Annotated in this window: 18 protein-coding genes and 1 tRNA gene; 11 read left to right on the top strand and 8 right to left on the bottom strand. The window is 69.4% G+C overall.

Annotation, left to right across the window (positions count from 1 at the left end; genetic code table 11):
- Window positions 1-8 precede the first annotated feature (8 nt).
- On the bottom strand, window positions 9-977 hold the full coding sequence (locus A2G96_RS14005) for a DMT family transporter (RefSeq protein WP_062800153.1): 969 nt from the start codon (window positions 975-977) through the stop codon (window positions 9-11).
- Between the two features lie 208 nt (window positions 978-1,185).
- On the opposite strand from A2G96_RS14005, the gene dapC reads away from it, so the two are divergent.
- From dapC to A2G96_RS14040, 7 genes are all read left to right on the top strand, one after another.
- Window positions 1,186-2,415, top strand: coding sequence for a succinyldiaminopimelate transaminase (dapC, locus tag A2G96_RS14010; RefSeq protein WP_062800156.1), 1,230 nt, complete (start codon window positions 1,186-1,188; stop codon window positions 2,413-2,415).
- A 212-nt stretch (window positions 2,416-2,627) separates the two neighbouring features.
- Window positions 2,628-3,455, top strand: a complete 828-nt coding sequence (gene dapD, locus A2G96_RS14015) for a 2,3,4,5-tetrahydropyridine-2,6-dicarboxylate N-succinyltransferase (RefSeq protein WP_012352965.1) — start codon at window positions 2,628-2,630, stop codon at window positions 3,453-3,455.
- 61 nt (window positions 3,456-3,516) lie between these two features.
- Window positions 3,517-3,900, top strand: a complete 384-nt coding sequence (locus A2G96_RS14020; RefSeq protein WP_062800157.1) for a hypothetical protein — start codon at window positions 3,517-3,519, stop codon at window positions 3,898-3,900.
- Between the two features lie 58 nt (window positions 3,901-3,958).
- A complete protein-coding gene (locus A2G96_RS14025; protein ID WP_062800160.1) occupies window positions 3,959-4,306 on the top strand; it encodes an ArsC family reductase in 348 nt (115 codons plus the stop codon).
- A 19-nt stretch (window positions 4,307-4,325) separates the two neighbouring features.
- Complete coding sequence (gene dapE, locus A2G96_RS14030) at window positions 4,326-5,477, top strand: succinyl-diaminopimelate desuccinylase (protein ID WP_062800162.1); 1,152 nt, start codon at window positions 4,326-4,328, stop codon at window positions 5,475-5,477.
- A gap of 24 nt (window positions 5,478-5,501) precedes the next feature.
- Window positions 5,502-6,395 carry a 50S ribosomal protein L3 N(5)-glutamine methyltransferase gene (gene prmB / locus A2G96_RS14035; RefSeq protein WP_062800164.1) on the top strand — a complete coding sequence of 298 codons (894 nt, stop codon included), beginning with the start codon at window positions 5,502-5,504 and terminating at the stop codon, window positions 6,393-6,395.
- 307 nt (window positions 6,396-6,702) lie between these two features.
- A complete protein-coding gene (locus tag A2G96_RS14040) occupies window positions 6,703-7,932 on the top strand; it encodes an MFS transporter (RefSeq protein ID WP_231909572.1) in 1,230 nt (409 codons plus the stop codon).
- Window positions 7,933-7,938: 6 nt separating this feature from the next.
- Here A2G96_RS14040 and A2G96_RS14045 read toward each other — a convergent pair whose 3' ends face one another.
- Together A2G96_RS14045 and A2G96_RS14050 are read right to left on the bottom strand one after the other, a co-directional pair.
- Window positions 7,939-9,261: a HipA domain-containing protein gene (locus A2G96_RS14045; RefSeq protein ID WP_062802189.1), complete on the bottom strand. Its 1,323-nt coding sequence runs from the start codon at window positions 9,259-9,261 to the stop codon at window positions 7,939-7,941.
- Window positions 9,254-9,565 carry a helix-turn-helix domain-containing protein gene (locus A2G96_RS14050; protein WP_062800168.1) on the bottom strand — a complete coding sequence of 104 codons (312 nt, stop codon included), beginning with the start codon at window positions 9,563-9,565 and terminating at the stop codon, window positions 9,254-9,256. Before A2G96_RS14050 ends, A2G96_RS14045 begins: the two co-directional genes overlap by 8 nt.
- Window positions 9,566-9,858: 293 nt before the next feature.
- On the opposite strand from A2G96_RS14050, the gene A2G96_RS14055 reads away from it, so the two are divergent.
- The 3 genes from A2G96_RS14055 (at window position 9,859) to A2G96_RS14065 (ending at window position 12,622) form a co-directional block, all read left to right on the top strand.
- Window positions 9,859-10,857: a tripartite tricarboxylate transporter substrate binding protein gene (locus A2G96_RS14055; protein WP_062800170.1), complete on the top strand. Its 999-nt coding sequence runs from the start codon at window positions 9,859-9,861 to the stop codon at window positions 10,855-10,857.
- Window positions 10,858-10,889: 32 nt separating this feature from the next.
- Window positions 10,890-12,440 carry a class I adenylate-forming enzyme family protein gene (locus A2G96_RS14060; RefSeq protein WP_062800173.1) on the top strand — a complete coding sequence of 517 codons (1,551 nt, stop codon included), beginning with the start codon at window positions 10,890-10,892 and terminating at the stop codon, window positions 12,438-12,440.
- Between the two features lie 105 nt (window positions 12,441-12,545).
- Window positions 12,546-12,622 (top strand) — tRNA-Val (locus A2G96_RS14065).
- A gap of 64 nt (window positions 12,623-12,686) precedes the next feature.
- Here A2G96_RS14065 and A2G96_RS14070 read toward each other — a convergent pair.
- From A2G96_RS14070 to A2G96_RS14080, 3 genes are read right to left on the bottom strand one after another with little or no spacing between them, the layout of a single operon-like run.
- Window positions 12,687-13,838, bottom strand: coding sequence for a CaiB/BaiF CoA transferase family protein (locus A2G96_RS14070; protein WP_062800175.1), 1,152 nt, complete (start codon window positions 13,836-13,838; stop codon window positions 12,687-12,689).
- Window positions 13,839-13,851: 13 nt separating this feature from the next.
- On the bottom strand, window positions 13,852-14,865 hold the full coding sequence (locus A2G96_RS14075) for an NADPH:quinone oxidoreductase family protein (RefSeq protein WP_062802190.1): 1,014 nt from the start codon (window positions 14,863-14,865) through the stop codon (window positions 13,852-13,854).
- A 10-nt stretch (window positions 14,866-14,875) separates the two neighbouring features.
- Window positions 14,876-15,883: a Bug family tripartite tricarboxylate transporter substrate binding protein gene (locus tag A2G96_RS14080; protein WP_062800177.1), complete on the bottom strand. Its 1,008-nt coding sequence runs from the start codon at window positions 15,881-15,883 to the stop codon at window positions 14,876-14,878.
- Window positions 15,884-16,067: 184 nt separating this feature from the next.
- On the opposite strand from A2G96_RS14080, the gene A2G96_RS14085 reads away from it, so the two are divergent.
- Window positions 16,068-16,967 (top strand): LysR family transcriptional regulator, encoded by a 900-nt coding sequence (locus A2G96_RS14085; protein ID WP_062802191.1) that lies wholly within the window; start codon window positions 16,068-16,070, stop codon window positions 16,965-16,967.
- Between the two features lie 13 nt (window positions 16,968-16,980).
- Here A2G96_RS14085 and A2G96_RS14090 read toward each other — a convergent pair whose 3' ends face one another.
- Entirely contained in the window at window positions 16,981-17,943 is a 963-nt protein-coding gene (locus A2G96_RS14090) for a phosphatidate cytidylyltransferase (RefSeq protein ID WP_062800179.1), read from the bottom strand.
- The gene (locus A2G96_RS14095; RefSeq protein ID WP_062800182.1) at window positions 17,940-18,566 is read right to left on the bottom strand and encodes a lysophospholipid acyltransferase family protein; all 627 of its coding nucleotides are present in this window, start codon (window positions 18,564-18,566) and stop codon (window positions 17,940-17,942) included. Before A2G96_RS14095 ends, A2G96_RS14090 begins: the two co-directional genes overlap by 4 nt.
- Between the last annotated feature and the right edge of the window lie 4 nt (window positions 18,567-18,570).

Genomic DNA, 18,570 nt, shown 5'->3' on the forward strand with positions numbered 1-18,570 from the left:
CGCCAGAGCTAGTGGCAGGCCGCGGCCTCGGCGCCCGCGGCCGGCACGGGCGTGGCGCGGCTGCGGTGCACCAGCCCCGACAAGGCGCCGGCGGCGATGATGCACAGCCCGCCAGCGGCCTCCTTCCAGCTCAGCACCTCGGTCGCCAGCCACCACGACGACACCGCGGCGATGACGATCTCGAACAGCATCAGCAGCGACACGCGGTTGGCCGGCAGCCGCTGCAGCCCGTACTGCACCACCGAGTTGCTGACCACCAGCACCGCCGCCAGCCCCAGTACCAGCATCGCCGCGCTGACCTGCGCGCCCGGCACGACCGCCACCGCCGGACCTTCGAGCAGCAGCGCGGCCGGCACGCCGACCACGGTGCAGCCCAGGTAGACCACCACCGTGCGCACGCGTGCGTCGGTGTCCGGAAAGCGTTGCCCGGCGCGGCGCGACAGCACGTTGTTGACGGCAAAGCCCATGCCGCCGATCAGGCCCGACCATTCCGCGGCGGAGCGCGGCAGCGGCACGCCGACCGCGGGCGTCCACAGCATCAGCCCGGCACCGAACAGCGCCAGCCCCACCAGTGCCAGCCCGGCCGCCGACAGCCGCTCGCCCAGAAACAGCCGCGCGAACAGCGCGGTCCAGACCGGCGTCAGGTAGAACAGCAGCAGCACGCGCATCACGTGCCCGTTGACGCTGCCCCAGACGAAGCCGGCATTGGTCACGCCCGCCGCCAGGCCGATCGCCAGGAACAGCCAGTGCGGCCGCAGCCCGCCCAGGTGGCGGCGGAAGGCCAGCAGCGACAGCACCGCCGCGACCGCGCTGACCAGCGCCGCGGCATGCATGCCGCCCAGCCCCCAGCCGGCCAGCACGCGGTACGGGAACCACGCGATGCCCCATACCGAGGCGCCGATCAGGATGGAAAGCGATGCCTTGACCGCATGGCGGTCGGCCGGCGCCAGCGGCGCCGCAACTGGATTTGTGCTCATAAAGGGAATCGGTGCGAGGCGAGCCGGAGCGCCCGCCATGCGCGGCATGGCTGCGTCCGGACGGCGCCGGCGGCATCACCGTGGCGTGATACCCGCCATCCGCGGCGGCCCGACCCCCGCCAAAGACCGCCTGGCGGGCCGGGCCGGCGCACGGAAACCCGCGCCGTTCCTCTATAATGCGTCGTTTTAACCGGCCCCGACTGACACTGTGAATCCGCGCCTCGACCTGCTCCAGCCCTACCCGTTCGAGAAACTGCGGGTGCTCTTTGCGCAAGTAAAGGTTGCCGACAATAAGGCTGCCGACAAGCCGGCCATCAGCTTCGGCATCGGTGAACCCAAGCATCCGACGCCTGCGTTCATCAAGCAAGCGCTGGCAGAGTCGCTTGCGGGGCTGGCGAATTATCCCACAACGGCCGGTTCCGATGCACTACGCCAGTGCATCGCGGGATGGCTGGAGCGCCGCTACGGCCTGCCCAAGGTCAACGCCGCCACCGAAGTGCTGCCCGTGACCGGCTCGCGCGAGGCGCTGTTCGCCTTTGCCCAGACCGTGGTCGACGGCACCCGGCCAGGCGCGCTGGTGCTGTGCCCCAACCCGTTCTACCAGATCTACGAAGGCGCGGCGCTGCTGGCCGGCGCCACCCCGGTATTCGCCAACAGCGACCCGTCGCGCAATTTCGCCCCGGCCTTCGACCGCATCGGCGACGAGGTCTGGCAGCAGGTGCAGCTGCTCTTTGTCTGCACCCCCGGCAACCCGACCGGCGCGGTGCTGTCGCTGGAAGACTGGAAGCAACTGTTCGCGCTGTCCGACCGCTACGGCTTCGTGATCGCCTCGGACGAGTGCTATTCCGAGATCTATTTCGACGAGGGCCGCGCGCCGCTGGGCGCGCTCGAGGCCGCCCACAAACTTGGCCGTGCAGATGGGGCCAACCCCTTCGAGCGCCTCGTGGTGTTCTCGAGCCTGTCCAAGCGCTCCAACGTGCCGGGCCTGCGCTCGGGCTTCGTCGCCGGCGACGCCGCGCTGCTGAAGCGGTTCCTGCTCTACCGCACCTACCACGGCGGCGCCATGAACCCGGCGGTGCAGAGCGCCAGCATCGCCGCGTGGAACGACGAATCGCATGTGCGCGAGAACCGCGCTGCCTACGTACGCAAGTTCAGCGAAGTCACGCCGATGCTGGCGGAAGTCCTCGACGTGGCGCTGCCCGATGCCGGCTTCTACCTGTGGGCCGACGTCTCGCGCACCGGCCTGTCGGATACCGAATTCGCCGCGCGGCTGCTGGCCGAGCAGAACGTCACCGTGCTGCCCGGCAGCTACCTGGCGCGCGAGGCCGACGGCATCAACCCCGGCGCCAACCGCGTGCGCATGGCGCTGGTGGCAACGCCGGAGGAATGCGTCGAGGGGGCACGGCGGATCGTGGAATTCTGCAAATCGCTGGGCTGAGGCCTGATTGTCCCTTTGTGTTCTCCCTCTCCCCTCAAGGGGAGAGGGTCGGGGTGAGGGGTGGTTTGGCAAGGCACCACGCCCGTAGAACCGCCCACCCTCACCCCCGGCCCCTCTCCCGCACGCGGGAGAGGGGAGCAAACCAGCGGTCGAGGCTGACACACCTGAGGCTCGACTCCCGAACATCAACATTCACCACCTGAGAACCTAACATGACGCAAGCTCTGCAAGCCCTGATCGACCAGGCCTGGGAAGACCGCACCAGCCTGTCGCCGAAGTCCGCCCCCAACGACATCCGCGAGGCCGTTGCCAACGTCATCGGCCAGCTCGATGCCGGCACGCTGCGCGTGGCCGAGAAGCAAGGCAAGGACTGGATCGTCAACCAGTGGGTCAAGAAGGCCGTGCTGCTGTCGTTCCGCCTGGAAGACAACGCACCGATGAGCGCCGGCGGCTTTGCCCAGTTCTACGACAAGGTGCCGACCAAGTTCGCCAACTGGAGCGGCGACGACTTCGCCAAGGCCGGCTTCCGCGTGGTGCCGCCGGCCGTGGCCCGCCGCGGTTCGTTCATCGCGAAGAACGCCGTGCTGATGCCGTCGTACGTCAACATCGGCGCCTATGTCGATGAAGGCACCATGGTCGACACCTGGGCCACGGTCGGTTCGTGCGCGCAGATCGGCAAGAACGTGCACCTGTCGGGTGGCGTGGGCATCGGCGGCGTGCTGGAGCCGCTGCAGGCCAATCCGGTGATCATCGAAGACAACTGCTTTATCGGCGCGCGTTCGGAAGTGGTCGAAGGCGTGATCGTCGAGGAAAACTCGGTGATCTCGATGGGCGTGTACCTGGGCCAGTCGACCAAGATCTACGACCGCGAAACCGGCGAGATCCACTATGGCCGCGTGCCGGCCGGTTCGGTGGTGGTGGCGGGCAACCTGCCGTCCAAGGACGGCAAGTACAGCCTGTACTGCGCCGTGATCGTGAAGAAGGTCGACGCGCAGACTCGCGCCAAGACCAGCCTGAACGACCTGCTGCGCGGCGACTGATCGCGCCCCGTCGCGGCCCGCACGGGCCGCGACCGTCGTCATCCGCCTGGCCAGGCTGAACATGCCCTCCCTCCGCAAGCGACTCATGGCCCTGGATCCCACCACCGTCAGTACCGTGCTTTCCCTGCTGCCGACCATTCTCGAGCAGGCCAACAAGACCCTCGAGAAACTGAAGAAGAACAAGCGCAAGGACGGCTCGCCCGAAGCCGCGGTGGCCGACGCGCGCGATCCCGCGGCGCGCATCGCCGAGCTCGAGGCCGCGGTGGTGCAGCAGGCCGAGGCGGTCAAGCTGCTGGCCGAGCAGCACGCCATCACCATCGACGCGCTGCGCAAGGAAGCCGCCCGGCTGGACCGGCGCCTGCGGCTGATGACGGCGGTGGCGATGGGCGGCGTGGCGCTGGGCCTGGGCGGCCTGGTGATCGCGCTGAATTTGCTGTTCCGCTGAACGCCCGTCGTTCCCGCGCAGGCGGGAATGACAATCAACATAACGAGATCTGCAAGCCATGACCGTCCTGCTCTACGGCATTCCCAACTGCGATACCGTCAAGAAGGCCCGCACCTGGCTCGATGCCAACGGCGTCGCCTACACCTTCCACGACTTCAAGAAGCAGGGCGTGGACGAGGCCATGCTGCGCGGCTGGCTGCGGCACGTGCCGCTGGCCACGCTGCTCAACCGCAAGGGCACCACCTGGCGCGCGCTGACCGATGCCGACAAGGCCCGCGCCGAAGATGAAGCCGGCGCGATCGCGCTGATGCAGCAAAGCCCGTCGCTGATCAAGCGCCCGGTGCTGGCCCACGATGGCAAGGTGATGGTCGGCTTCTCCGCCGACCAGTACGCCAGCCAGTTCTGATTTCCGATTCCGCCGTCCGATGAACCCCACCCTCGCCCTTACCGAAGACCTGATCCGCCGCCGCTCCGTCACGCCCGCCGACGAAGGCTGCCAGGCCATCCTGGAAACCCGCCTGAAGGCAATCGGCTTCGACTGCGAAGCGCTGGTCAGCGGGCCCGACGATTTCCGTGTGACCAACCTGTGGGCGGTCAAGCGCGGCACCAGGGGCAAGGACGGCAAGCTGCTGGTGTTCGCCGGCCATACCGACGTGGTGCCGACCGGCCCGCTGGAGCAGTGGCACTCGGACCCGTTCGCGCCGACCCACCGCGACGGCAAGCTGTACGGCCGCGGCGCCGCCGACATGAAGACCTCGATCGCCGGCTTCGTGGTGGCGGTGGAAGAGTTCGTCAAGGCGCATCCCGCGCATGCCGGCTCGATCGGCTTCCTGATCACCAGCGACGAGGAAGGCCCGGCGCACGACGGCACCGTCAAGGTGGTCGAGGCGCTGGCCGCGCGCGGCGAGCGCCTGGACTACTGCGTGATCGGCGAGCCGACCTCGGTCAACGCGCTCGGCGACATGGTCAAGAACGGCCGCCGCGGCTCGTTGTCGGGCAAGCTCACGGTGAAGGGCATCCAGTGCCATATCGCCTACCCGCACCTGGGCCGCAACCCGATCCACGACGCCGCGCCGGCGCTGGCCGAACTGGCCGCCGAAACCTGGGACCAGGGCAACGAATACTTCCCGCCCACCAGCTGGCAGATGTCGAACATCCACGGCGGCACCGGCGCCACCAACGTGATCCCGGGCCACGTCACCATCGACTTCAATTTCCGCTTCTCGACGGCGAGCACGCCCGAGGGCCTGAAGGCGCGCGTGCATGCCATCCTGGACCGCCACAGCCTGGAATACACGCTCGACTGGACCCTGGGCGGCGAGCCCTTCCTGACGCCGCGCGGCGAGCTGTCCGAGGCGCTGTCGTCGGCGATCCGGGCCGAGACCGGCTTCGACACCGAGCTGTCGACCACCGGCGGCACTTCCGACGGCCGCTTCATCGCGAAGATCTGCCCGCAGGTGATCGAGTTCGGCCCGCCCAACGCCAGCATCCACAAGATCGACGAGCACGTCGAAGTGCGCTTTATCGAGCCGCTGAAGAACGTGTACCGCGGCGTGCTGGAACGCCTGATCGCCTGATTTTTTTGCATAGACAACCCATCCATGGCAACGCCCTCTCCCCTGCGCACCGTGCGCGACCTGCTGCGCCTGGCCGTGTCGCGCTTTACCGCCGCGCGCCTGTCCTTCGGCCACGGCAGCGCCAACGCCTATGACGAGGCGGCCTACCTGGTGCTGCATACGCTCAACCTGCCGCTCGATACGCTCGATCCCTTCCTCGATGCGCGGCTGCTGCCCGAGGAAGTCGAGGCGGTGCTGAAGGTAATCGACCGCCGCGTCAACGAGCGCGTGCCGGCCGCCTACATCACGCACGAGGCCTTTATGCATGGCCTGCGCTTCTACGTCGATTCACGTGTGATCGTGCCGCGCAGCTTTATCGGCGAACTGCTGCAGGAAGGGCTGGAACCCTGGGTCGGCGAGAGCGACAGCATCGGCCCGGTGCTCGAACTGTGCACCGGCTCCGGCTGCCTGCCGATCGTGGCCGCGCATGTGTGGCCGAACGCGAAGATCGACGCGGTCGACATCTCGCCCGACGCGCTCGCGGTGGCGCATCGCAATGTGGCCGACTACAAGATGGAAGACCGCATCCGGCTGTACCAGGGCGACCTGTACGCGCCGCTGCCGCACGGCGCCACCTACGACGTGATCCTGACCAACCCGCCCTACGTCAACGAAAGCTCGATGCAGGCGCTGCCGGCCGAATACCTGGCCGAGCCGCGCATCGCGCTGGCCGGCGGCGACGACGGCATGGACGTGGTGCGGCGGATCATCGCCGGCGCCAAGGCGCGTCTGAACCCGGGCGGCGTGCTGGTGGTGGAGATCGGCAACGAGCATGCCAATGTGGAAGCGGCCTTCCCGGAACTGGAGATCGTGTGGCTGCCGGTCAGCGCGGGGGACGAGCAGGTGTTCCTGCTGACGTACGACGCGCTGCCGGGCTGATACGGACCAGCGAACCGGTTGTTTGCTCCCCTCGCCCGCCTGCGGGAGAGGGGCCGGGGGTGAGGGCAGGCACAGGCATACCGACGCACTGTACTTCGTCGAAGCTCCCCGCCCTCACCCCGACCCTCTCCCGCAAGCGGGAGAGGGAGTACACAATCGGCAGCGCAACTCCCTGCCCGCGCAATCTGGGCGAACACCGGCCAACCGTTGATCCGGCAACGCGCGCAGGCCGTACACTCGCTGCAGAGACAGCGCCACTGACGCCGTGACCCCCAGCAATATCCCTCCTTCCGGATCGCCTCCCGGCGTGCGCGCCCTGCCCGCGCGCAACCCGGCCGCGTATGCCGTGCGCGGCATCGCCATCCTGACCTTTGCCTTTGCGCTCAGCCAGTTCTTCCGCTCGTGCCTGGCGGTGATGGCGCCCGAGCTGCAGCACGATTTCGGCCTGTCGCCGGCGGGCTTCGGCGCGCTGTCGTCTTCGTTCTTCCTGGCCTTTGCCGTGGCGCAGATCCCGGTGGGCATCGCCTTCGACCGCTATGGCGTGGGCCGTCCGACCGCGCTGCTGCTGGCGGTGGGCGCGCTGTCGTCGATCCTGTTCGTGGTGGCGCCCAACGGCGCCGCCGCCACGCTGGCGCAGGTAGGGCTGGGGCTGGCGTGCGCGCCGGTGTTCATGGGGCTGCTGCATTTCGCCTCGGAGCAGCTGTCCGAGCGCGACTACACCCGCGTGGTCAGCCGCTCCAACGCCACCGGCATGGTCGGCTCGCTGTGCGCGACCGCGCCGCTGGGCTGGGCCATTTCGCTGGTGGGCTGGCGGCCATCGATGGCGGTGTCGGCGCTGGGCATGGTGGCGGCCTGCTATGGCGTGTGGCGCTGCGTGCGCGACCAGGGCCATGCCGAGGCCCGCAGCGCGTCGTGGCCGGCGATGCTGTCGGAAAGTCTGCAGCTGCTCAAGCTGGCGCCGCTGTGGACGCTGATCCCGCTGTGCGTGGCGATGGCCGCCGGCACCGCCTTCCGCAATGCCTGGAGCGGGCCCTACCTGGCAGACGTGTTCAGCCTGGGCTCGGCGCCGCGCGGCGTGGCGCTGACGCTGCTGAGCCTGGCCGGATTCCTGACCGCCTTCGTGCTGCCGGTGCTGGTGCGGCGCGGCACGCTCAAGACGACCATCGCCGGCTGGTCGTGCCTGGCCATGGCCGGGGGCGTGCTGCTGTCGCTGTGGCCGGACCGCGGCATCGGTTACGGGGTGGCGATGATGGCGCTGCTGTCGACCATCGGCATGCTGCATCCGCTGGTGATGGCGCAGGGCCGCGGGCTGATCCCGCCGTCGCAGCGCGGGCGCGGGCTGGGGCTGCTCAATACCTTCGTGTTCCTGGGCTCGGCCCTGACCTCATGGGGCTTCGGCCTGATCGCCAATGCCGGCCATGTGCGCGGCTGGCCGCTGCCGTCCACCTATGCGGCGATCTTCCTGTCGGCAGCGGTGCTGATCGCCGCCGCGCTGGTGCCGTACTGGTTCAGCCCGGCACATCCGGCCAGCCAGTAGGCGGAATCAGCCGCGGGACAGCGCGCGCACCATGTCGGCAATGATGGTGGAGCGAATCACGCGCAGGCAAGCCAGTTCCCCGGCAAACCCGCCCGCCTGCGCCGGCCGCTCGCGCGCCAGCGCGCCGTTCTGCTGCGCCGCCAGTTCATACAACGCCTGTGCCGCCGGCACGATGCCGCGCAGCATGGCATCCAGCCGGCGTTCGGCGGTGGCGCGGTTCAGGCCTAGCACGCGCCCCGCTTCCAATACCAGCGCACGCGAGAAATCGCTGTAGAACTCGACGCCGAGCACCGGCCACGCAAAGCGGTGCGCCTGCGGCCAGCCGGTCTTGTCATAGGTACGGGTGGCGTAGGCCGCCTCGCTGACAAGGTCATAGAAAGGCGCCAGCGCGATGCCGGCATCGGATACCAGGAAGCTCAGGTTCTTCAGGTGCGCGTCGGAATTGCCGACCAGGATATTGAACACCAGCCAGTCGAACAGCCGCGCCCGTGCCACCGCGTGCGCGCGGCACAGCGTAGCCAGTTCGGCCAGCCGGCCGACGCTGCCCTGGTCGTACTTGAAGGTGCGCGGCAGGTTCAGCAACTGGCAGGCGTCGATCGCATGCAACCGCTGCCACTGGCCTGGCGACGCCAGGCGGCGGTCGAAGCGGTCGACCAGGTACACCGGCGCCGGCACATAGCGCCGATGTACCTGCGGCACGTCAAGCTTCAGCCGCGCGGCGAGCGACATCACGAACCACTCGTTGATGACCGAATGCGGATAGGTCTCTTGGACCTGATGGTTCGGTTTCAGGATATGCGTCGACGGCGTGTCCGCGCCGGGCTCGAACAGCGCGCCGTCCTGCAGCACCACCGCCAGCTTGTGCTGCGCGCCGGCCAGCGACATGCGCTTGACCGCGCCATGCGTGAGCGGAACGCCGGGCAAGCTGCGAATGCGGGCGTCGAGCGCGGCATCGCTCAACGGCCGCAGGGCTGGCGCGCCGGCCGGCAGGCGTCCGCGAGGCAGCAGCGTCAGCGAGCCGGCTGATTCTGCCCCGTAGTGCTCCAGCAAGGCAAAGGCATCGGCTTCGTCGCGGATGCTGGCATCGCGCGCCATCAGCGCGCGCTGGCCGTCTTCGGGCAGCAGGTTGTCGAAATACCATTGCACCGGCCGCAGCGTGCTGCCATCGGCCAGGGTCTCAGGCTGCAGTGGCAGCGCCGGGCTCAGCGCGAAGGCGTGCGGATTGGCGAGCCAGGCCGCGTCATAGCGGAATGACCAGAGGTCGGCGGCTTCCTGCAACTCGCCCACGGGGGTGCCGTTGATGCTCGCCACCAGCACGCGCTCAGCCATGCTGGTCGGCATCCCTGGCATTGCGCCGATTGCGGCTGCGGGCCTGGCGCTGCCTGAGCTTGGCGAGTTCGGCTTCCACCCGCGGCGCCGCCGCCTCCGGCAGGTCGACGGTCACCCGCAGGCCAAGGCCCTGCAGCACCTGGAACAGCTTGCCCCACTGGATGCCTTCGGCACCGTTCTCGACCCGCACCATAAAGTTTTCGCTGACACCGATGGCCCCGGCAGCGTCGTCCTGGCGCATGCCGCCTGCCTTGCGCGCCGCGCGCACGGCCGCGCCGATATCGCCGGGTTGGGTAAGAATCATGAAAATCTCCTTGATTGCGAAGACTTTAGCCGTCAAGCCCGTGAAAATCAAGGAATCTCCTCAATCGCAAAGATTTTGAATCAGTAATGCCACCCGGCAACGAAATATCCCCGAACGCAAAGATTTTTGAAAAGCGCCCCGCTATCGCTTCGCGGCCAAAAAGCCTGACTTATCGATTTAAGAATTCCGCTGCCGGGTTCGCGCCTTTACCGTTTGTGACACTCGCGTCCCAGCCACGTCCGGCTGAATGGACCCCGGCCGCACCCGCTGCCGCAAAAACCAGGAGACACCCGATGGCACCCACTCCGCGCCCCGCCCGGGGCCGCCGCGCATGGCTGGCCGCCCTGCTGGCCACCGCAGCCGCAGCCGCCCTGCCCGCCAGCGCCGCCGCCGAGACCTGGCCGGCGCGCCCGATCCAGTTGCTGATCCCTTATCCGCCCGGCGGCAGCGCCGACCTGCTGGCGCGCCCGGTCGCCGCAAAGCTGCAGGAGCGGCTGGGCCAGCCGGTGGTGCTGGAGTACCGGCCGGGCGCCGGCGGCACCATCGCCAGCCAGGCGCTGGCGCGCGCCAAGCCCGACGGCTACACACTGATCATGGTGCTGGCCGCGCATGCCATCAACACCAGCCTGTATCCGCGGCTGCCCTACGACACGCGCAAGGATTTCGCGCCGGTTTCGCTGGTGGCCAACCTGCCGATGATCCTGGCGGGCAGCCCGTCGCTGCAGGCCACCAACGTGAAGGAGCTGATCGCCGAGGCCAAGGCCGCACCCGGCAAGCTGACCTTTGCCTCGGCGGGCAACGGCAATACCGGCCACCTGGCGGGCGAGCTGTTCGATTCGGTGGCGGGCATCAAGATGACCCATGTGCCGTACAAGGGCAGCGCCCAGGTGGTGACGGCGATGCTGTCGGGCGAAGTCCAGCTGACCTTCGACAGCATCTCGACCACGCTGCCGCATGTGAAGAGCGGCAAGCTGCGCGCGCTCGCGGTCACCGGCAGCCAGCGCGCCGCCGTCGCCCCCGAAGTGCCGACGCTGGCCGAGGCCGGCGTGCCCGGCATCAGCATTACCGGCTGGTACGCGATGCTGGCACCGGCCGGCACGCCGCAGCCCGTGATCGACCGGCTCAGCACCGAGATTGCCACCGTGCTGCGCCAGCCGGACCTGAAGGCCACGCTGGCGGCCAACGGCTATGAGCCGGTGGGCTCGACGCCCGCCGCGCTGCGCACCCATATCGACGCCGAGATCAACCGCTGGAGCAAGGTGGTGAAGGACTCCGGCGCGCAGATCCAGTAAGGCTTGCCGCATCCACCAACACTGCCCGAGACATGACCCAACCGACTCCGCTCCAACGCCCATTCACTACCATGTCCGTGCTCGTGCGCGAGCAGGCCGCGCAGCGCCCGGCGCAACGCGCGCTGATGCATGACGAACGCGTGCTCGACTACGCCGGGCTCGACGCCGCGATGGACCGCATTGCCGCGGCGCTGGCGCGCGACGGGGTGCGGGCCGGCGAGGCCATCGCCATCTGCGCCGCGTCGTCGATCGAATACGCCGCGGTGTACCTGGGCGCGGTGCGCGCCGGCGTGGTGGTCGCGCCGCTGGCGCCGTCGTCCACGCCCGACAGCCTGGCCGGCATGATTGACGACGCGGGCGCGCGCATCGTGTTTACCGATGCCAGCGTCGCCGACGTGCTGGCGCCGGTGCGCGCCAGGCTGGCCGGCACGCCCATGGTCTCGCTGGACGACAGCGACGCCGGCCGCCCGTATGCGGACTGGCTCGCGCCCGCCGGCACGCCGGTGACCGAACCCGAGATCCGTCCGGAGCTGCCGCTCAACATCATCTATTCGTCCGGCACCACCGGCACGCCCAAGGGCATCGTGCAGTCGCACGGCATGCGCTGGGCCCATGTGTCGCGCGGTGCGGCCACCGGCTATGGCACCGACGCGGTCACGCTGCTGTCGACGCCGCTGTATTCCAACACCACGCTGGCCAGCTTCTTCCCGACCATCGGCCTGGGCGGCACGGCCATCCTGATGGCCAAGTTCGATGCGGGCCAATACCTGGCGCTGGCGCAGCGGCATCGCGTCACGCACACCATGCTGGTGCCGGTGCAGTACCAGCGCCTGCTGGCGCATCCGGCCTTCGACCAGCACGACCTGTCCGCCTTCCGGCACAAGTTCTGCACCAGCGCGCCGTTCAGCCCGGCGCTGAAGGCCGAGGTGCTGCGGCGCTGGCCCGGCGCGCTGACCGAGCTCTACGGCATGACCGAAGGCGGCGGCGGCTGCCTGCTGTTCGCCGACCAGTTCCCGCACAAGCTGCACACGGTCGGCCGCCCCGCCACCGGCGCCGACGTGCGCATCATCGACGAGTCCGGCCGCGAACTGCCGCCCGGCAGCACCGGCGAAGTGGTGGGCCGCTCGGCGGCGATGATGAACGGCTACCACAACCAGCCCGAAAAGACCGCCGAGACCGAATGGCATGACGCGCAGGGCCAGCGCTTTATCCGCACCGGCGATATCGGCCGCTTCGACGAAGACGGCTTCCTGGTGCTGCTGGACCGCAAGAAGGACATGATCATCTCGGGCGGCTTCAACATCTACCCGAGCGACCTAGAGGCGGTGGTGCGCGAGCATCCGGCGGTGTCCGAAGTCTCGGTGGTCGGCGTGCCGTCGGAGCGTTGGGGCGAGACCCCGGTGGCCTTTGTCGCGCTGCGCGCCGACGGCGGCGCCAGCGCGCAGCAGGTGCTGGCATGGGCCAACGAGCGGCTGGGCAAGACCCAGCGGCTGGCCGCGATCCACGAGGTGGAGAACCTGCCGCGCAGCGCCATCGGCAAGGTGCTCAAGCGCGAACTGCGCGACCGTATCGTCGCTGCCTGACGCGACCTGACGCGACCTGAGGCGCCCTGCCAGGCACCCGCGCAAAAAGTCGCGCGGGGGTGCTTGCGCAATCGCAAAGGGCTCTCTATAATTCGCGCCTTCGCTAGGCTCGTAGCTCAGCTGGTTAGAGCACCACCTTGACATGGTGGGGGTCGTTGGTTCGAGTCCAATCGAGCCTACCAACGCACAACGGAACACGGACGGTACGCAATTGCACACCGTCCGTTTTTCTTTTGCGGGTCCGCTTCAGGTGCGGATGCCGAACTCCGCCAGCACCGCCTCGGTATGCTGGCCAAGCAACGGCGCAGTCCCTGCCGGCCCCTCTCGTCCAGCCATGCCCGGCAAGTTGGCCCACGGCACCTCGCCCACCCCTGCCAGCGGCAACCGGCCGAACACGCCCGCCTGCGCGCACTGCGCGCTCTGCAGCAGCTCGCGCGCATGGCCGACGCGCGCGAACAGCACATCGTGCTCGGTCAGCAGCGCCTCCCAGTGCGCCAGCGGCTGCGCGGCCAGCGCCTGCGCCACGCGCCGGCAGAGTTCCGCCGCGCGCGGCAGCCGGCCGGCGCTGCTGTGCAGCGAGGCATCGGCAAGCCAGTCATCGAATCCCAGCAGCGCGGCCAGCCGCAGGAACATCGCGTCGTTGAGCATGCTCAGGTACAGCGCGCCATCGGCCGCCTCGAACAGCCCGGTCGGCGCGTTGGCCGCCGCCAGCTCGGCGTCGGGGAACATGGCGTCGTCGATCATCAGGTAGGACTGCAGCGCGGCGCTGGTTTCGAGCAGCGACAGCCGCACATGCCGGCCGCGGCCGCTGCGCGCGGCCTGGTACAACGCCGCCGAGGCCTGCTGCGACGCGTACAGCCCGGTGGCCAGGTCGACCATGAAGAAGGCGATGCGGCGCGGCTGGCCGGCGGCGTCGCGGTTCAGGTGCATCAGTCCGCTGTAGGCCTGCATGGTGGTATCGACCGCGGGCCGGCTCGCCAGCGGGCCCGCATGGCCGTAGCCCGAGACCGAGACATAGACCAGCGCCGGATTGTGCGCGGCCAGGGCCTCGTAGCCGACGCCCATGCGCTCGGCCACGCCCGGGCGGTAGTTCTGGATCACCACGTCGGCGCGCTGCGCCAGCCGGCCGATGGCGGCGCGGCCGCCGGCGCTGCGCGCGTCCAGCACCACGCTTTCCTTGCCCGCGTTGCAGGCGACTGCGATCGCGGTCTGGCCGGCGCGGATGCGCCCCATCTGCCGTGACCAGTCGCCGCCCGGCGGCTCGACCTTGATCACGCGCGCGCCCTGCTGGCGCAGGATCAGCCCGCAGTACGGCCCGGCGATGCCCTGGCTCAGGTCGAGCACGGTCAGGCCGTCGAACACGGCATCGTCCGCGCTCGCAGCGGTTGCATGGTGCATAAGTTGGCTCCGTTCAGATATCCAGCATGACCTTGCCGATGGCACGGCGCGACATGGTGGTGTCGACCGCGTTCAGCCAGTCGGCCAGCGCAAAGTGCTGCAGCACCGGCGGCGCCAGCCGGCCGCTGGCCGCCGCCTGCATGATCTCGCCGACCATGGCCTGCACCCGCGGCGCAAAGCGCCGGCGCTCGTCGGTCAGGCCCCAGCCGATGTAGTAGCCATAGTTGAAGCCGACCAGCGTCAGGTTCTTCACCAGCAGCAGGTTGGCCGGCACCGACGGGATGCGGCCGCTGGCATAGCCGATCGACAGCAGCCGCGCGCCCGGCGCCGCGCAGCGCAGCGAGGCATCGAACAGGTCGCCGCCGACCGGGTCGAACACCACGTCGGCGCCGCCGGCCGGGCACAGCGCCTTGACCGATGCCGCCAGCGTCTCGGCATCGGCAGGCAGCGCATGCGCAGCGCCGTTGGCCAGTGCGGCTTCGCGCTTGGCCGCGGTGCTGGCGGTGGCGATCACGCGCGCGCCCATCAGCTTGCCCACCTGCACCGCCGCCGTGCCCAGCGCGCCGCTGGCGCCGTGGACCAGCATGGTGTCGCCCGGCTGCAGCACCGCGCGCCACGCCAGCGCGGCCCACACCGTGCCGCAGGTGATCGGCAGCGCGGCGGCGTGCGCGAGGGCGAGCCCGTCCGGCACGGGATAAACCGTGTCCGCGGTGGTCACGACTTCTTCGGCAAAGCCGCCCCAGTCCAGCGCCGCCGCCACGCGCTGCCCCACATGCAGCCGCGTCACGTCCGGCGCGACCTCAAGGATCTCGCCGGCCGCTTCGGTGCCAGGCGTGAACGGCAACGGCGGCTTGCGCTGGTACTTGCCCGACACGAACAGGCTCAGCGCAAAGCCGACGCCAGCATGGCGCACGCGGATGCGCACCTGCCCCGGCCCGAGCGGCTGGCGCGACAGGCGCTGCAGTTCCAGCTCGCTCCAGTGGCACCAGCGCGAGCAGACCAGTCCCAGATAGTCATTGGCTTGCATGGTCAACCCCTTACTCCAGCGTGATGCCGACATCGCGGATAATGCGGCTCCATTTGTCGCGGTCGTTCTTCATCACGGTGGCGAAGGCCTCCGGCGTGCTGCCCACTGGCACCAGGTTCAGGTCCTGCATCTTCTTTGCGATCTCCGGCAGGCGCACGATGCGCGCGACCTCGCGCGACAAGGCATCGACCCGCGCCTTGGGCACGCCGGCCGGGAACAGCAGGCCCATCCATGCATCGGGCTCGAAGCCCTGGTAGCCGGCCTCGCGGAAAGTCGGCACCCTGGGCAGCAGGGTCGAGCGCTCCGCCCCGGCAAGCGCCACCGGCACCAGCTTGCCGCCCTGCAGCAGCGGCATCGCCGTGCCCACGGCAATAAAGCCGAGCTTCACATGCCCCGCCGCCAGGTCGGTGGCGAGCGGCGCGCCGCCCTTGTACGCCACGTGCTCCATCTGCAGGCCGGCCTCGCGCTTGAAAAGCTCGCCCAGGATATGCCCGGTGGTGCCGGCGCCGTACGAGCCATACGGGTACTTGCCGGGATTGGCCTTGAGCAGCGCCACCACCTCCGGCAGCGTGCGCGCGGGAAAGTCCGGCGACACCGCCAGCATGGTGGACGAGATCGCGACCTCGCTGACCGGCGTGAAATCCTCGATCGGGTCATAGCCGATGCCGCGGTACAGCGACGGGTTCTGCACGTGCGCGGTAAACGTGAGCAGCGCGGTGTAGCCATCCTTCGCCGCCCTGGCGACATGCTTGGTGCCGGTGGTGGTGCCCGCGCCGGGCTTGTTGTCGACGATCACGGGCTGGCCCCAGCTTTTGGTCAGCTCCTGCCCGATCAGCCGCGCCACGGCATCGTTGACGTTGCCCGCCACCGACGGCACCACGATGGTCAGCGGCCGCGACGGATAGGGTTCGGCAGAACCGGGATCGGCAGCCGCGGCTGCGGCCGGCATCACGCTGGGAACGGCCGCCAGCAACATGGCGGCCACGGCTGTACGCAGCCGCGCGGAACGGTAAGGCATCGCTTTGTCTCCTGTCCTTGGCTCCCTTCTGTAGCGCCGCTGCGGTGTCCACTGCGATGCGGTGCGCGAGGGATGCCAGGCAGTCTAGGCCAGCGTCCGGGCCGGCGCGATTCCCGCGCGGCGCGAGCCGAGTCCTGGCAGGCATGGCGCTACAATGGCCCGCACCCCCAGCGCCTTCCCGCCCATGCGATTCGAGGATCTAGAAGCCTTCCTGGTCGTGATCGACCAGGGCAACCTGCACCGCGCCGCCGAGACCCTGAGCATGACCCAGTCCGGGCTGTCCAAGACCCTGGCGCGGCTGGAAGGCGAAGCCGGCATGCCCTTGTTCGAGCGCACACCGCGCGGGCTGGTGCCGACCGGCGCGGGCCGCACCCTGGCCGCGCATGCGCGCCGGATCTCGCTCGCCGCCGGCGACATGCGCAGCGAACTGGCCGAGCAGCGCGCCGCGCGCGCGGGCACGGTGCGCCTGGGCGCGATCCCCTACCTGCTGCCGTCGCTGCTGTCGCCATTGCTGGCGCGCTTCTTCCTGAGCCGGCCGCTGGCGACGTTCTCGATCGAGACCCACCTGAGCGCGCGCCTGATGGCGATGCTGCAGAACGGCGAAGCCGACCTGATCCTCGCGGCACGCCCCGCCAGCGTGCCAACGGAGGTTGCCTGGCTGCCGCTCGGCCCGCTCAGCATGCAGATCGTGTGCCGCAGCACCCATCCGCGCCGCGACGGCTTTCGCACGCTGGCCGACCTTGCGGGAGAACGCTGGGTGGTGCCGGCCAGCTCGCTGTACCTGCGCCAGTGGCTGGAAGAACGGTTTACCGCGGTCGGGTTGCCGCCGCCGCGGGTGGCGGTGGAAAGCACGGCGTCGCCGGTCGCGTTCGGCGAACTGCTGCGGCACTCCGACCTGCTCGGCATCATGCCGCCGCGCATGCTGCGCCAGGCCGAGGGCCAGGGGCTGGCCGCGATCGAGGCGCCGGGCACCTCGTGGCAGCACGAACTGGCGGTGCTGTGGCGCGCCGACGGCTACCTGTCGCCGATCTGCCAGGACTTCCGCGATGCCGTGGTGGCGTGGTGCGAAGAGATGGCGTTGTAAGGCCCCGATCGGCTCAGGCCACCCACCAGTAGCGCGTGATGTGGAAGAACACCGGCGCGGCGAACACCACCGAGTCGAGCCGGTCGAGCATGCCGCCGTGGCCCTGGATCATGTGGCCCCAGTCCTTGATGCCGCGGTCGCGCTTGATCGCCGACATCACCAGTCCGCCGAGGAAGCCCATCAGCGCGATCACCAGCGCGATCGCGCCGGCCTGCCACGGCGAGAACGGCGTGATCCACCACAGCGCCGCGCCCAGCGCGGTGGCGCTGGCAACGCCGCCGACAAAGCCTTCGACGGTCTTGGACGGCGACAGCAGCGGCGCGATCTTGCGCTTGCCGCACAGCTTGCCCCACACATACTGCAGCACGTCGCTGCCCTGCACCACGATCACCAGGAAGGCGATCAGCAGCAGGTTGCGCCCGTCGAAGCCCGGGATCGGCAGCGTCAGCAGCGCCGGCACGTGCGAAATGCAGAACACGCACACCATCACCGCCCATTGCACCCCGGCGCAGCGCTCCAGGAAGCGCGTGGTCTCGGACGACAGCGCCGCCAGGATCGGCAGCACCAGGAAGGCATAGACCGGGATCAGGATCGAGAACATGCCATACCAGCCGATATAGACCAGCACGTACTGCAGCGGCAGGAACACGAAGAACGCGGCGACGATGGCGCGATGGTCGCCGCGCCGCGTGGTGGTGATGGTGACGAACTCGCGCAGCGCGAAGAACGACAGCAGGTAGAACAGCACGATCACCGCGGTGCGCCCCAGCGCAAAGGCCACGCCCATGATGCCGATCATCCACCACCAGGCCGACACGCGCTGCCCCAGGTTGTCGATCACCGCGTGCTGGCCGCCGCCCGCGACGCGCCAGCGCAGCAGCGCGGTCACGGTGGAAGCGAGCAGCAGCACGCCGAACAGGCCGCCGAACAGCAGCCAGGTTTCGCGGCTCCAATGCAGGGTGGGCATGGCGTTCATTCCAGTTCCGGGGCCAGCGCGAGCAGGCCCTCGCGGCAGCGCGCAAGGAAGGCTTCCTTGCTGTCGTCGGCGGCCAGCCGCAGCGGCTCGCCGAAGGTCACGGTGCACAGCAGCGGCACCGGCACCACTTCGCCCTTGGGCATCACGCGGTTCAGGTTGTCGATCCACACCGGCACGAACTCGACCGCGGGACAGGCCCGCGCCAGGTGGTAGATGCCGCTCTTGAACGGCAGCAGGCGCGCGTCGGTGGTGTTGCGCGTGCCTTCGGGAAACAGGATCAGCGAATCGCCCGCCGCCAGCCCGGCCTGCATCAGCGCCACCGGGTCGCTGCCGGGTTCGCTGCGGGTGCGGTCGATCAGCAGCGCGCGGAACACGTCGCGGCCGATAAAGCGCCGCAGCGGCGATTTCTGCCAGTAATCGGCGCCCGCCACCGGCCGCGTTACCGTGCGCAGGTCGGGCGGCAGGCAGCCCCAGATCAGCACGAAATCGCCGTGGCTGCTGTGGTTGGCAAAGTAGACGCGCTGCACAGCGGCCGGGATGCAGCCCTGCCAGTTGGCGCGCATGCCCGTCAGCAGCCGGGCGAAGACGATGATGGCGCGCGCGGTGGCGCGGGCAAGCCACATGGTT

This window comes from Cupriavidus nantongensis, assembly GCF_001598055.1.
Classification (GTDB): Bacteria; Pseudomonadota; Gammaproteobacteria; order Burkholderiales; family Burkholderiaceae; genus Cupriavidus; species Cupriavidus nantongensis.